Source organism: Bacillus sp. FSL K6-2944 (assembly GCF_038005385.1).
GTDB lineage: Bacteria > Bacillota > Bacilli > Bacillales > Bacillaceae_G > Bacillus_A > Bacillus_A cereus.
On record NZ_JBBOTE010000001.1, the window covers coordinates 2,661,426 to 2,677,107 of the forward strand.

Consider the following 15,682-nt stretch of genomic DNA (forward strand, 5'->3'; position numbering starts at 1 on the left):
AAACCGCTCCTTTTAACACCTATTCTAGTTCGTTTTCTTCATAATATCTTGTCACTTTCGATGTAAATAAAACACCGTGTAAATGATCAATTTCATGTTGAATTGCACGCGCTAAAAATCCTTCCGCTTCTAATAAGAATACTTTCCCACGGCGATTTTGCGCTCTTACTTTAATATAATCGGCACGTTCTACTTCACCATAAAGTCCCGGGAAGCTTAAACAGCCTTCGGGACCTACTTGTTCACCACGTTTTTCTAATATTGATGGATTGATTAACTCGATTTTCCCAGTATCATCATCTACATCAACAACCGCTACTTGCAAGCTTACACCTACTTGAGGCGCAGCTAAACCGACTCCGTCCGCAATTAACATTGTTTCATGCATATCTTTCAACAATTTCACTAACTTTTTATCAAAGTTAATTACTCTTTCGCATGGTGTTTCTAACACTTCATTTGGATGCTTTATTATTTCTAAAACTGCCATATTTCCCTCCGCTACATTAACATTGTTGGATTAAAATCAATTGAGATTTGTAGCTCTTTTTGCATTTCTGCTTGATAATGTTCATTTACCATTTTGAGCACGTTCTTTAAGTTTGGTTCCCGTTTGTATTTTATCATGCATTGATAACGATATCTATCTTTTATCCTTGGAATCGCTGAAGCAACTGGTCCTAGCACCATTGTTTGCTGTGAGCAATGCGTTCGTAAATACGAGGCAATTTTTTCCGTCACTTGTACCGCTTTTAATAATTCTGGATGAGATACAGTTACGAGTACAACATAGTAATATGGGGGATATTGTCTTGTTCGTCTCATTTGCATTTCTTGGTCAAAAAACACATCATATTGTTGGTTCTTCGCTAACTCTATACTGTAATGTTCTGGCGTATACGTTTGAATCACAACTTCCCCTGGCAATTCATGTCTACCCGCTCGTCCACTTACTTGCGTCAATAACTGATATGTCTTTTCACTCGCCCGAAAATCAGGTAAGTGAAGCATCGTATCTGCAGTTAAAACCCCAACGAGCGTTACTTTCGGAAAATCTAATCCTTTAGCAATCATTTGTGTTCCAAGTAATATATCTGCTTTTTCTTCCCCAAACGCCTTTAATAATTTTTCATGCATTCCTTTTCGACTTGTCGTATCTACATCCATTCGAATGACTCGTGCCTCTGGAAATAGTTTTGTAATTTCTTCTTCTACCTTTTGTGTACCTGTACCAAAGAAACGAATGTATGTACTTTGACAAGCTGGACACTCCGTTGGCATATTCTCTTCGTAACTACAATAATGACATTTTAAACGATGATTCATTTTATGATATGTCAATGAAATATCACAATGCGGACATTGGACAACATACCCACAATCACGGCACATAACAAATGTAGAATGACCTCTTCTATTTAAAAAGAGTACCATTTGTTCTTTCTTTTCTAATCGATCTGCTATTTTTTCATGCAGCGCCTTAGAAAACATTGATCGATTCCCGTCACGAAGTTCTTCTCGCATGTCAACAATCTCTACCGTTGGTAAAGCTTGTTCATTCATACGTTTTTCCATTGTTAATAGTTCATAAACACCTTTTTTCGCCCTTGCAAACGATTCAAGTGTTGGTGTCGCACTACCAAGAACGATAGGACATTTATGATATTGTCCTCTCCAGACAGCTACATCTCTTGCATGATACCTCGGATTATCTTCTTGTTTGTAACTTGATTCATGCTCTTCATCAATAATAATAATCCCTAAATTCTCAAAAGGCGCAAAAACAGCTGAACGCGCACCAACTACAACTTTCACTTCTTTTCTTAAAATCTTACGCCACTCGTCATACTTTTCTCCAACAGACAACGCACTATGAAGAACTGCAACTTGCGAGCCAAACCTACCTTTAAAACGATCCACCATTTGGGGCGTTAGTGCAATTTCAGGAACAAGAACGATAGCTTCTTTTCCTTTCTTGAGCACTGCTGCTATAGATTGTAAATATACTTCTGTCTTTCCACTTCCTGTAACACCATATAGTAAAAATGGATTATAAGTTTCATTTGTAATTGATGATAAAATCGGTGTAATAACTTGTTTTTGTTCCTCCGTAAGTGGAAATGGTTTTGTTTGTTCAAAATCATCATCGTCATACGGATTTCGGTATACTTCCACATACTTTTCTGAAATGAATCCCTTTTTAACAAGTGCTTTTATTGGAGCATCTGTTATTTGTAACTCTTCTGTAATTACTTTCAACGGTGTACTTTTATAATTTTCCACAAAATAATAAAGTACATCTTGTTGTTTTTTACTTTTCAGTTCAAATGCCGCTAATTCCAATTTATCTTCTGGCAACTCCGGCTGAACCACTCTTTGCTTCTTCTTTTGTACTTTATCTTTCACCTGATAAACGACTTCAACCGTACCATTTTTAATTTCTTGTTGAATAGTTCGGTATAAATGTGGCTGTTGCTCGATTACTTCAAAATCAATTGCTTCTTTATCCTGAAATAAATATAGTATTTCAGGTGCTATTTCTTCCTGTTTACAAAGTTGTAGACGTTTTTTATACGTTGCTTTTATCGCAGTTGGAAGCATCACTTGAAAAGCTGAAATCATGTAGCATAACGTTTCACTTGTAAGCCAATATCCAAGCTTTAATAATTCATCATTTAAAACCGGTGTTACATCTAATATTTCATGGATTGTCTTTAACTTCTTACTTTCTACATCCACCGAATCTTTAATCCCAATAATAAAACCTTGCAATTTTCTTGGCCCAAACGGAACTACTACACGCATTCCTGTCTGTACAATATCTTCCCATTTTTTAGGAATAATGTAATCAAATGGTCGATCTGTCTGACGGGCAGGTACATCAACAATTACACTTGCAAATTTCATAAACGATCATCTTCTAACATCATTTCAATTTGCTTCAATATTTCACGAGCTACCTCTTTTTTCATTAAAAGTGGCAACTCAATAACTTTTCCATCTTTTCTATACATTGTTACAATATTCGTATCCGTGCCAAATCCAGCTCCTTGCGCTTTTACATCATTCGCGACAATCATATCTGCATTTTTCTCACGTAGTTTTTTCGTTGCATATTCCTCTACATTTGTCGTTTCAGCAGCAAAACCGATAAGTAACTGTTTATCCTTTTTCTGACCTAATGTTTTTAAAATATCCACCGTTCTTTCAAGTTCAATGACAGCATCACCATTTTGCTTTTTCATTTTATTCTCATGCACATATTTCGGACGATAATCTGCAACTGCTGCTGTTTTAATGACAACGTCTACGTTTTGATAATGTTGAAGAACTGCTTCTAACATATCTTGTGCAGATTCCACTTGCACTGTCGTTACATGTAACGGTGGATTTAATGCTGTCGGTCCTGAAACGAGTATAACATCAGCGCCTAAATTCGCTGCCACTTCCGCAATCGCATACCCCATTTTCCCAGAAGAAAAATTCGTCATAAAACGTACTGGATCAACCTTTTCACGTGTTGGGCCAGCAGTTATTAATATTCTTTTTCCCTGCAATGGTTTGTGTTCTGAGAAAGCTTCCTCTAACCGTGCAATAATTGCTTCAGGTTCTTCTAGTCGTCCCTTCGCTACATATCCACATGCTAAAAAGCCTTCCCCAGGCTCAATAAATGTATATCCTAGCGTTTTCAATGTCATCATATTTTTTTGAACTATTTTATTTTCATACATATGCACATTCATAGCAGGCGCAATCCATACCGGAGCTGTAGTAGCTAACAAAGTAGTTGTAATCATATCATCTGCAATACCACCAGCTAACTTTCCAATACAATTGGCAGTAGCAGGTGCGACAAGTACAACATCCGCCCAATCTGCTAAATCAATATGAGCAATAACAGCTGAGTCTTTCTCATCGAATGTATCCGTATATACATCATGGCGAGAAAGCGCTTGGAATGTAAGAGGCGTAACAAACTTCATTGCCGACTCACTCATCATTACTTTGACAATCGCGCCAGATTGTGTCAATTTACTCGTTAACGCAGCTGCTTTAAAAACCGCAATGCCTCCTGTTACACATAAAAGTATCTTTTTCCCTTTTAGCATATGACTCGTCCTCTTTCTTTTTCAAACTTATAATACTGAAATAGAATTCTCAGCTCGTCAGTACCGATATTTCATTCCTTTCGTAAAAAAATAACAACCTACTTGTAAATAGGTTGTTACCGTTACATAGAAAATTATAAAGTCTATGTTTTATTTTGTCGAAGGCAAAGGCTTATTCAGCTACTTTATCTTCACTTGGTACGTAGCTTAATGCTTCTGCATCGATTTCTTCTAATGCTTTACCTACACATTTATGAGAAACAGGTTTTTCTACAACACAGTTATTAGCAAGTTGCATTTCACGTGCGCGTTTTGCAGCCACTGTTACTAAAGTGTACTTAGAATCGATTTTTTGTAGTAATGAGTCAATTGATGGATTTAACATAATTATAGACCCTCCGTCATTTCTTTATAATATTTTGCTACCCTTTCGCGGCGGCAATGTTCGCCAACCACAATTGCTTTAATTCTATCACAAGCTAATTCAACTTGATCGTTTTCTACTACATAGTCGTAAGCGTCCATCATCTCGATTTCTTCTTTCGCTACAGTTAAACGATTTTCAATAACATCTTCAGTCTCTGTACCACGTCCGACAATACGGCTCTTTAGTTCAGATAAACTTGGAGGTGCTAAGAAAATAAATACACCTTCTGGGAAAGCTTTCTTAACTTGAATTGCTCCTTGCACTTCAATTTCTAAGAATACATCTTTTCCTTCTTGTAATGTTTTTTCAACATAGTCAATCGGTGTTCCGTAATAATTACCTACGAACTCAGCCCACTCAAGTAATTTTTCATTACGAATCATTTCCTCGAATTCTTCTCTTTCTTTAAAGAAATAATCCACACCATCTACTTCACCTTCACGCGGCTTACGTGTCGTTACTGAAATAGAGTACTGAAAACGTGTATCCTCATGGCTAAACAGCTCTTTACGAACCGTCCCTTTTCCAACCCCAGAAGGCCCTGAAAGAACGATGAGCAATCCTCTTCTACTTCTCATAAATATGTAAAACCTACCCTTCCTCACTTAAATCTTCTTTATTATTCAAACGATGTGCAATCGTCTCTGGTTGAATTGGACTTAATACAACATGCCCATCATCCATAACAATAACCGCCCTTGTTTTTCTCCCATACGTAGCATCAAGCAAAGCATTATGTTCGCGTGCTTCTTGTACTGTTCGTTTAATAGGAGCTGACTCCGGACTTACAATAGCAATAATTCGATGAGCAGATACAATATTTCCGTATCCAATATTTAAAAACCGCATGGCCATAGTTTGCGCCTCCTAGTAAGTCTATCCGATTTCTCCACCACGTATAACTTTATATATTTTTTGAAAGCTACTCAATATTTTGTACTTGTTCACGAATTTTTTCAAGGTTATTTTTCATTTCTACAACATATTTTGAAATTGTTAAGTCATTTGCCTTAGAACCAATCGTATTAATTTCTCTATGCATCTCTTGCACGATGAAATCCATTTTCCTTCCAACAGGCTCTTCAATCTGCAATGTTTCACGAAATTGCTCTAAATGACTTTGCAAACGAACTAACTCTTCATGAATATCACAACGCTCTGCAAAGATTGCAACTTCTGTTAGCAATCTTTGTTCATCTAGATCTTGATTATGTAATTCTTTTAAGCGATTTTCTAATCGTTCACGATATTTTTGTGTAACAATTGGTGCATGTGGAATAATTGCATTTACACAATTGCTAATCTCTTGTAAACGATACGCTATATCTTTATGTAATCGTTCTCCTTCGCCATCTCTCATCGTTTTCAACATATGAGCAGCTTGACGAACAGCCTCATATAAACTGTTCTCAAAATGTTCATTTACATTTTCTATTTCTTCAATTGCTGTTACTTCTGGCATTGCCATTAATTGTTCGAGTGTAATAGAATCTTGTAATTGAAATTTCCCTTTTATATCTTCCATCATCGATTGGTACTGCTCAAGAAGTGACCAATTCACACTTAATTTTCTTTCAACAAGTCCTTCACCTGCTATACTAATAGACACTTCGATGCGTCCACGTCGAACTTGCTGTGCAATTATTTTACGAATTTTGTCCTCAAATACCATCATTTGCTTAGGAAGTCGAATACTCATCTCTAAAAAACGGTGGTTCACCGATTTCATTTCTACTGTAATTTGAAAAGTATCACTTTCTACTTTCGATCTTCCAAACCCTGTCATACTAGAAATCATTTTTATCACATCCAAGCCATAAAATAACTCAATGAAAAAGGTAATAGAGACAAGGCTCTACTACCTTCTGTAAATTATATCACATTTTCATAACATTGACTATTTCAAGTTTAATCCCTTCTTATATAACATCGGCTTTTTCTTCTTAGCCTTTTTCCCTGTTAATAAAGAACCTACTAGTAAGAAAGTCGGAATTGATGACAAACCTCCAATTAATAACCAATCTCTTGCTTGTATCGGCATTGTGCTAAAGATCGGTTGTAACGGTGGATAATATATAACCACTAGCATAAGTAGTAACGAAATAATAACCGCCCCTACTAAATACACGTTCCCAAATGGATTACGGTGAAAGACAGAATGCTCACTACGACAATCAAATACATGAATAAGCTGTGCAAGTACCAACGTCGCGAACGCTACAGTTTGTGCATATTTCAGTTCATTTGGATGTTGGTTATACGCAATAATAAACGCCACTAACGTCACTGCTCCAATTAAAAACCCTCGACTTATTATTTTCCACGCAAGCCCTCTAGCGAATACCCCTTCTTTCGGGTGACGCGGTGTTCTCTTCATCACATCTCCTTCAGCCTTATCCAAACCTAATGCCATCGCTGGTAAACCATCAGTAACTAAGTTCACCCATAAAATTTGAATAGGAACCATCGGCAGTGGTAATGCAAGTAACATCGCAAATAACATAACTAAAATTTCTCCAACATTTGACGCCAATAAGTAGCGAATGAACTTACGTATGTTCTCGTATATATTTCTTCCTTCTTTAATCGCTGACTTAATTGTAGCAAAATTATCATCTAGTAAAACAAGTGAAGAGGCTTCTTTTGCAACATCTGTCCCTGTAATCCCCATCGCTATCCCAATATCCGCTGTTTTTATCGCTGGAGCATCGTTCACTCCATCACCTGTCATCGCTACTATATGTCCTTGATTTTGCAATGCTTTAACAATTTTCAATTTATGCTCAGGTGATACACGAGCGAATACATACGTATCTTCTACAACATTTTCTAATTCCTCCACATCCATATTCGCGAGTTCTACTCCTTCAACAACGCGTCCATCTGGTGGTAAAACTCCTAATTGTTCAGCAATCGCCATTGCTGTAACTTTATGATCACCTGTAATCATTACTGTTCGAATACCAGCTTCTTTACACTCTTTTACCGCCTGCGCGACTTCTGGCCTTGGCGGGTCAATCATACCTTGTATTCCAACCAACATAAAATCTTTTTCAACGTCTCTTTCATGTTCAATAGAATCCGTTACTTTTAAAGGTTTAAACGCAACTGCAATTGTTCGAAGCGCTTGACTACCTAAGCTATGAATAGCCGCCTGTACTTCTTTTCTATATAGCTCACTTAACGGCTGCTGCTTATCCCCCCATAAGATTGTTTGACTCAGTTGCAAAAGAACATCCGGTGCTCCTTTCGTAACAATAAACTTTTTCCCCTCTCGATCTCGTACAATAACACTCATCATTTTTCGAGTTGAATCAAAGGGAAATTCACGAATAATTTCAAATTTCCCTTTCAATGCCTCACGTGTTATCCCAGCTTTCATTGCCGCAGCTACAAGCGCTCCCTCTGTTGGATCCCCATCTAATACGTACGCCTTTTTCTTTTGAATAATATTTGCATTGTTACATAGTGAACCAAATGTAAGTAGCTGATAAAGTGATTTTGTCTTAGCTGGATTCACTTCTTTTTCACCTTTCATAAAAGAGCCATTAGGTTCATATCCTTGCCCTGTCACTTTCCACAATTCTCCGCCTGACCACATATGTGTTACCATCATTTTGTTTTGTGTCATTGTTCCCGTTTTATCAGAGCATATAACAGAAGCGCAGCCTAACGTTTCTACGGCCGGTAACTTCCTTACAATTGCTCTCTTTTTTATCATACGCTGTACACCAAGTGATAAAGCTACTGTAACAATTGCTGGCAATCCTTCTGGAATAGCCGCAACAGCTAGCGATACGCCAGCTAAAAACATATGATATACTTCATTCCCTTGATACACACCAGCCAATACAACTAGCGCTGTCAAAATAAGAGCTACAATAATTAATATTTTTCCGAGCTGTTCTAACCTTCTTTGCAGTGGCGTTTCCATTTGCTCTGCATTTTGCAACATATTTGCAATTTGCCCCATCGCTGTATTCATACCAGTTGCTACAACGACTCCTGTACCAGATCCTCGCGTAATCATTGTCCCCATAAAAGCCATATTTTTTTGATCCCCAATTGCAACATCTTGCCCTTGCAGTGCTTCTACCTTCTTTTGTACAGGTACGGACTCCCCTGTCAAAGCAGACTCTTCAATATATAAACTTGATGCCTCAACAAGACGCACATCAGCCCCAATACGATCACCACTGGAAAACTTAATAATATCACCTAAAACAAGTGCTTTAGATGGTGCTTTTACCCACTTTCCATTCCGCATTACAGTAACTTGCGGGGCAGCTAGTTCCTTTAAAGCTTCCAATGATTTTTCAGCTTTTCTTTCTTGAAAAAAGCCGAGAATACCATTGATAATAACAATGGCAACAATAGCAATAGAATCAATGTATTCACCTAAAAACGCAGAAACAATTGTTGCTCCAAACAAAACGAGTACCATGAAATCTTTAAACTGTGCTAAAAATACCATTAGTGCAGAAGGCCTTTTTGCTTCTTCTAATTCATTAGTACCAAATTTCTTTACTCGCCCTTCTGCTTCTTTCTCTGTAAGTCCAACCTTTACATTCGTATTCGTTCTTTCTTCCACTTCATGTGCTCGCATTCCATACCAGTTCATCCTGCTATCGACCTCCTGATTCCAGACATACTCTATTGAAAGCTTATTCAGCCTCGTCCAAAAAAATGCTATAATTAACATTTAGTTAGAAAGGAGTGTTCATTTATGGCATTCGATGGATTATTTACAAGAGCGATTACACATGAAATTGAAAATTCTCTTTACACAGGAAGAATTTCCAAAATATATCAACCTTCAAAATACGAGATTTTATTACATATTCGAGCGAATGGAAAGAACCAAAAACTAATTCTTTCATCTCATCCTACATATGCGCGTATGCACTTAACGAATCAAAACTACGATTCGCCAGCAATACCGCCGATGTTCTGTATGCTTCTTCGCAAACATTTAGAAGGTGGATTTATTGAAAAAATTGAACAAATCGACTTAGAACGCATTATTCAAATTACAGTTCGCAGTCGTAATGAAATCGGAGACGAATCATTAAAAACATTAGTAATTGAAATAATGGGACGACATAGTAACATTATCTTATTAGATACGAAAACAAACGTGATTTTAGATAGCTTAAAACACGTTTCATTAGCCGTAAACCGTCACCGAACTGTATATGCTGGTGCTGAGTACGTCGCGCCACCAGCCCAACATAAAATCAATCCTCTGCAAATTGAAACCGCAGATGATTTTATTAGACCGCTAGACTTTCTATCTGGAAATATGGATAAACAACTCGTCGGTGCTTTCATGGGAATATCCCCATTATTTGCAAAAGAAGTAGTAAAGAAAGCCGGTATGGTAAACGAGAAAGCATTATCAGAAGCATTTTTCTCTATACAAACACCATTACTATCTCATGCATATACACCTACAATGATTACTGCAAATGGAAAAGAATTCTTTTATCTTTTCCCTCTTACACACTTGCAAGGAGAAGAAAAAACATTCTCATCAGTGAGCGAATTGTTAGATCGTTTCTTCTTTGGCAAAGCAGAACGTGATCGTGTAAAACAACAAGCTCATGATTTAGAACGCTTTATGCAAAACGAAAAAAATAAAAACGAGAAAAAACTCATTAAACTCGAAAAAACACTGCAAGATGCTGGAAAAGCAGATAAATATCAACTATTTGGAGAGCTACTTACAGCCAATATGTACGCTTTAAAAAAGGGCGATAAAGATATTGAGGTCGTTAATTATTACGATGAGGATGGTGGAACTGTAAAAATCACATTAGATCCTTTAAAAACACCATCTGAAAATGCACAACGCTATTTCCAAAAGTATCAAAAAGCAAAAAATTCGGTTGCTGTTGTAGAAGAACAAATCGAAAAAACAAATGAAGAAATTCTTTATTTTGATAGCTTACTTCAACAAATGGAAGCTGCTTCTTCAAAAGACATTGAAGAAATTCGTGAGGAATTAGCTGAAGAAGGTTATGTGCGCAATCGCAAAACGAAAAACGCAAAGAAAAAGCCTACTAAACCAGTATTAGATAAATATGTAGCAAGTGATGGCACAGAGATTTTCGTTGGTAAAAACAATAAACAAAATGATTATTTAACAACGAAGTTTGCCCGCCGTGATGAAATTTGGTTACATACGAAAGATATACCTGGCTCTCACGTTGTCATTCGTTCTTTAGAGCCTGCTGAAGAAACTTTACTAGAAGCCGCCAAAATTGCTGCCTATTACAGTAAAGCGAAAGAGTCTAGCTCTGTACCTGTTGATTTCACCAAAATACGCCATGTCAAAAAACCGAGTGGTGCAAAACTTGGTTTTGTTACGTACGACAATCAGCAAACCGTATATGTAACACCAGATGCTGATATTGTAATGAAATTAAAAGCATAAATAAAAAAATGCGTTGCTTGTATGCAGCGCATTTTTTATATGTTTTCAATTTCGTTGCTATATCCATTCAATATTGTCAAAAAAATTGACAGTATCATTTCACATTTGTATAAAATTTTTTACAGCATGTAAATAAAGTACAAGTGTAACTCCAATCATTTTTCCCCATCCCCCTGCTATTCATTGAAGCAATCTAGATTTTATGAACAAACCGTCTCCCACAAATTACGGGCTATTTTTTTATCTCCCCTAAAATATATGTTGTCCCTACTATCCTTTCTTCAAATATACATTTTGGCACGCTATTTGCTTTATTCAATACTATGAATAGGAGGAATTAACATGACTTTAAAAATTAATAAAATCCAAAATCAACTACAAAACTATGAAATTGAGGGGTTACTTATTACAAAAAAAGAAAACCGCCAATATGCAACAGGCTTTACAGGTAGTGCTGGCGTCGTCTTACTCTCTGCCGATCAAGCTGTTTTCATCACTGATTTCCGCTATGTAGATCAAGCGAAATCACAAATAAAAGATGCTGAAATTATTATGCATAAAGGAAATTTAGAAAAAGAAATTGCACATCAAGTATCGAAATTAAACATTCAAAAACTTGGAATTGAAGAAAACAACATGACATTGCAACAATATAAAAACTTGCAAAAATACGTACAGGCGGAAATGATTCAAGTGTGCGAAATTATCGAAAATATTCGTATCATTAAAGACACGCCTGAAATAGAAACAATGAAAATTGCAGCTAATATCGCGGACGAAGCATTTCATCACATTCTTACGTTTCTAAAACCAGGAATAAGTGAAAATGCTGTACGAGATGAATTAGAATTTTTCATGCGAAAAAAAGGTGCTACATCTTCATCATTTCAAATTATTGTAGCTTCTGGTGTTCGTTCTTCTCTTCCACATGGAGTTGCATCAAATAAAATAATTGAACGAGGCGACATCGTTACATTAGACTTTGGTGCACTTTACGACGGATATTGTTCCGATATAACACGTACCGTAGCAATAGGGGAACCATCGGAAGAATTCAAAAAAATATACAATGTTGTACGAGAAGCGTTAAAACGTGGGACTGAAGCGATTAAGCCTGGAGAAACTGCGAAAAGTATCGATGATGTAACAAGAAACTACATTACAGATTGTGGATATGGTCAATATTTTGGTCATTCTACTGGTCATGGTCTTGGCTTAGAAATACATGAACCTCTTCGCTTATCCCAAGAAAGTAAAGCTACATTAAAAGAAGGTATGGTTGTTACAGTTGAACCGGGCATTTACATACCGAACTGGGGCGGTTGTAGAATTGAAGATGATATCGTCATTACAAAAGACGGATATGAAGTTATTACAAAATCAAATAGAGAACTAATTGTAATCCCTTGTTAAAATCATGGCCTTTTTAAAAGGAGTTTTTTTCTACACATAGAATTCCTTCTCTGGAGTGTTCATTTAAAGAGGGGGAATTTAAATTGAATTTTGTAATTGATAAAATAGATGGTTTACAAGTTGAGTTTTCAAAACTTGTTTCCATGATGAATTACGCTCGTTATACAACAATGCAAGCAGTGGAAAGTTTAACAATTGAAGAACTTGATTATTTATATGATAAAGAAGCCAATTCAATTGGCATGCTGTTATATCACATGGCTGCTATTGAATTTTACTACCAAATCCATACCTTTGAGGATCGTGAACCGACGGAAGCTGAATTAGAACATTGGTTGCCAGCTATTGAGTTAGGGAATCTTGGACGAGAAAAAATAAAAGGAAACTCTTTAGAATTTTACATTAATACATTACAAGAAGTACGCTCTAAAACAATTGAAACATTTCAATCTTTACCTGATGAATGGCTATTTAAAACGACAGACTTTTGGTATGACAAACCAGCTAACAACTACTTTAAATGGTTTCACGTATTTGAAGATGAAATCAATCATCGCGGACAAATTCGCTTAATTAGGAAGATGCAAAAAGCTCATGCAGTAAAATAAGAAAGTGCCACCAGATAAGGTGGCACTTTCTTTTATTCATTTTTTAGGATTAACTGTATTGTAACATCCATTTATCGTTCTCATCATTACAGTACATGAAATTTTACTTTTTTCTTTTTCCTATACTCACATACTTTCACTGCTTTCATACAATAAACTACACGAATGCCTAAAGGATGTGAATGTTATGGGAGTTGAATTAACGCTATTACACGCTCTCTACATTATTTGTTTACTCACTATTATTACCTTTTTTATTCTCCGGAAAGATACGACTATCATTTGTATCGTTTTTATCTTTTTATTAGCATTAACTGCAACAAGTTCTATCCCTCTTGCCATTAGCGGGATTTTTCAAAGTTTCATTTACGCCATTACTGAGCTATTACCAACTATATTAATCATCTCCATTATCGTATCAATGAGCAATTTACTCGTTCATACTGGCATAAATGATACGATGATTTCACCATTTACAAAAATGATTCGTACACCTACACTCGCCTACTGGATTATCGGCCTTTTAATGATGACCATTTCTTTCTTCTTTTGGCCTTCTCCAGCTGTCGCCTTAATGGGAGCTATTTTATTACCGGTTGCTGTACGTGTCGGCCTTCCTCCAATTGGGGTTGCAATTGCTATGAACTTATTTGGACACGGCATCGCCTTATCTGGAGACTTCGTTATTCAAGGTGCACCGAAATTAACTGCAGACGCGGCTGGTCTCCCTGTTTCCAGCGTCGTATCTGCAAGTGTTCCACTCGTTATCGTTATGGGCGTTGTGACAACTTCCGTCGCTTTTTTCTTCTTACGAAAAGAGTTTCATACAGGCTTAGCTATACAAGAATCTATTCTATCAACTGAGTCTTCTAAAACGCTCACTTCATTATCTCCTCGCACAAAGAAATGGCTCGCTATTTGTATCCCTATCGTATATATCATTGATATCCTTTGCATGATTCAATTTAAACTACAAGGAAGCGACGCAACTGCACTTATCGGCGGAACAACTGTTATTATGATTATCATCATTTCTCTCATCGCCTACAAAGGTAATGGACTGAATAAAACAACCGATTATTTCATAGAAGGGCTCCAATTTGGCTTTAAAATTTTCGGACCAGTTATTCCTATCGCTGCACTCTTTTATTTAGGAGATAGTGGCTTTGTGAAAATTATCGGAGACTATTTACCGAAAGGTTCACACGGAATCATTAACGACTTAGGCATCGCTTTATCTCAAACTGTTCCTTTAAATCAATATGTATCGGCAGGGACATTAACCATCGTGGGTGTCATTACCGGCTTAGATGGATCAGGTTTTTCAGGTATATCACTTGCTGGTTCCATTGCCAATCTTTTTGGAACAGCACTTGGCCATGGAACAGCTACATTAACAGCTCTCGGGCAAATTGCAGCTATATGGACCGGGGGCGGGACGTTAATTCCTTGGGCACTTATTCCTGCTGCTGCGATTTGTAAAGTCGATCCATTTGAACTTGCACGCCGAAACTTTTTACCGGTTGTTATCGGTTTAATTGTCACCACGATCGTTGCGATGTTTATTTTATAACGTAAGCAAGTGTTCTCTTGCTTACGTTTTTTCTTGTAAAATTCATCATGAATTACTGGTTTTCAACAGGGATTCGTTATCCCTTAGCGAAATTATATTAGGAGAGTAATTTTTTCAAAACGTTTACGAGAAACAGATTACTGCAATTAGAAAAGGGGAAATAACTATGAATGAATTGATTTTCGTCTTATTAATTTGTCCGTTACTTATCTTTATCGTTTCTGTTATTGGAACGCGCAAGACGAAAACGTATTACGTAATGCCGATTGTAACGTTTGCTAGTTTTTTAATAATAGGTGTTATCGCCTTTACTCCAAAATTTTTCTTTTGGGTCGGCATGTATAGCATTTTCTCATTTATTGTTTCTTATGTGACTCTATTGTTTGTAAAAGGATATAAGCTTGCAGAAAGCACTAAGTAGTTAAGGAGATTGTAATATGATTTTCTTTGATATTGATGGAACTTTACTTGAATATGAGGCTGCTGAAAGAAATGGTATTATAGATTTTTTTCAAATATATAATACTATTTTTTCAGGCAATGAATTAGAGGCCACGAAAGTCTGGCATGAATTATCAGAAGAATATTTCAACAAATTTTTGTCCAAAGAATTATCTTTTCAGGAACAACAAAGGATGCGAATGTATCATTTATTTAAAGCATATGGAGTAAACTTATCCCCCGAGGAATCTCAGCATAAATTCAATCAATATATAGAACTATATAAGAACAACTGGACCGCGTTTGAAGATGTAAACTATACATTACAGACCTTGCAGGAAAAAGGGTACTCATTAGGTATCATTAGTAATGGTGAATATGAGCAACAAGTCGAAAAGTTAACTACTCTAAACATTCTACAATATTTCAAATATATATTTACTTCTAGTGAACTTGGGATATCGAAACCAGATCCTGAAATTTTTCACAGTAGTGTATTACAATCGAATCTTGAAATGAAAGACTGCTATTATATTGGCGATCGATTAGAGACTGATGCGATTAGTAGTACAGCAGCTGGGATGCAAGGGATATGGTTGAATCGGGATAACTCACAACTCAAGTACGATATTCCTACTATCTGTTCGTTACATGAAATTATAACAATGATATAAA

14 protein-coding genes are annotated in these 15,682 nt (G+C 36.4%); 6 read left to right on the forward strand and 8 right to left on the reverse strand.

Features of this window, described 5'->3' with window-relative positions; translation table 11 throughout:
• Positions 1-19 precede the first annotated feature (19 nt).
• From def to MHH55_RS13390, 8 genes are all read right to left on the reverse strand, one after another.
• Complete coding sequence (gene def / locus MHH55_RS13355) at positions 20-490, reverse strand: peptide deformylase (protein ID WP_000279455.1); 471 nt, start codon at positions 488-490, stop codon at positions 20-22.
• Between the two features lie 11 nt (positions 491-501).
• On the reverse strand, positions 502-2,907 hold the full coding sequence (gene priA / locus MHH55_RS13360; RefSeq protein WP_000666720.1) for a primosomal protein N': 2,406 nt from the start codon (positions 2,905-2,907) through the stop codon (positions 502-504).
• A complete protein-coding gene (gene coaBC, locus MHH55_RS13365; RefSeq protein ID WP_000911750.1) occupies positions 2,904-4,109 on the reverse strand; it encodes a bifunctional phosphopantothenoylcysteine decarboxylase/phosphopantothenate--cysteine ligase CoaBC in 1,206 nt (401 codons plus the stop codon). Before coaBC ends, priA begins: the two co-directional genes overlap by 4 nt.
• Positions 4,110-4,281: 172 nt before the next feature.
• Positions 4,282-4,494, reverse strand: coding sequence for a DNA-directed RNA polymerase subunit omega (rpoZ, locus tag MHH55_RS13370; protein ID WP_000933960.1), 213 nt, complete (start codon positions 4,492-4,494; stop codon positions 4,282-4,284).
• Positions 4,495-4,496: 2 nt separating this feature from the next.
• Entirely contained in the window at positions 4,497-5,114 is a 618-nt protein-coding gene (gene gmk, locus MHH55_RS13375; protein WP_001257741.1) for a guanylate kinase, read from the reverse strand.
• 13 nt (positions 5,115-5,127) lie between these two features.
• On the reverse strand, positions 5,128-5,391 hold the full coding sequence (gene remA, locus MHH55_RS13380) for an extracellular matrix/biofilm regulator RemA (RefSeq protein WP_001251456.1): 264 nt from the start codon (positions 5,389-5,391) through the stop codon (positions 5,128-5,130).
• 67 nt (positions 5,392-5,458) lie between these two features.
• A complete protein-coding gene (locus MHH55_RS13385; protein ID WP_000625866.1) occupies positions 5,459-6,334 on the reverse strand; it encodes a YicC/YloC family endoribonuclease in 876 nt (291 codons plus the stop codon).
• Positions 6,335-6,433: 99 nt separating this feature from the next.
• Complete coding sequence (locus MHH55_RS13390) at positions 6,434-9,157, reverse strand: calcium-translocating P-type ATPase, SERCA-type (protein ID WP_001104776.1); 2,724 nt, start codon at positions 9,155-9,157, stop codon at positions 6,434-6,436.
• Positions 9,158-9,262: 105 nt separating this feature from the next.
• Between MHH55_RS13390 and MHH55_RS13395 the strand changes: the two genes are divergently transcribed.
• The 6 genes from MHH55_RS13395 (at position 9,263) to MHH55_RS13420 (ending at position 15,681) form a co-directional block, all read left to right on the forward strand.
• Positions 9,263-10,972: an Rqc2 family fibronectin-binding protein gene (locus MHH55_RS13395; RefSeq protein WP_000863284.1), complete on the forward strand. Its 1,710-nt coding sequence runs from the start codon at positions 9,263-9,265 to the stop codon at positions 10,970-10,972.
• Between the two features lie 342 nt (positions 10,973-11,314).
• Complete coding sequence (locus tag MHH55_RS13400; RefSeq protein WP_000172817.1) at positions 11,315-12,385, forward strand: M24 family metallopeptidase; 1,071 nt, start codon at positions 11,315-11,317, stop codon at positions 12,383-12,385.
• Between the two features lie 83 nt (positions 12,386-12,468).
• Positions 12,469-12,993 carry a DinB family protein gene (locus MHH55_RS13405; protein WP_001012048.1) on the forward strand — a complete coding sequence of 175 codons (525 nt, stop codon included), beginning with the start codon at positions 12,469-12,471 and terminating at the stop codon, positions 12,991-12,993.
• A gap of 187 nt (positions 12,994-13,180) precedes the next feature.
• Entirely contained in the window at positions 13,181-14,566 is a 1,386-nt protein-coding gene (locus MHH55_RS13410; RefSeq protein WP_000537875.1) for a membrane protein, read from the forward strand.
• 166 nt (positions 14,567-14,732) lie between these two features.
• Positions 14,733-14,987 carry a YbeF family protein gene (locus MHH55_RS13415; RefSeq protein ID WP_001003935.1) on the forward strand — a complete coding sequence of 85 codons (255 nt, stop codon included), beginning with the start codon at positions 14,733-14,735 and terminating at the stop codon, positions 14,985-14,987.
• 16 nt (positions 14,988-15,003) lie between these two features.
• Positions 15,004-15,681: an HAD family hydrolase gene (locus MHH55_RS13420; RefSeq protein WP_048538890.1), complete on the forward strand. Its 678-nt coding sequence runs from the start codon at positions 15,004-15,006 to the stop codon at positions 15,679-15,681.
• The last annotated feature ends 1 nt before the right edge of the window (position 15,682 follow it).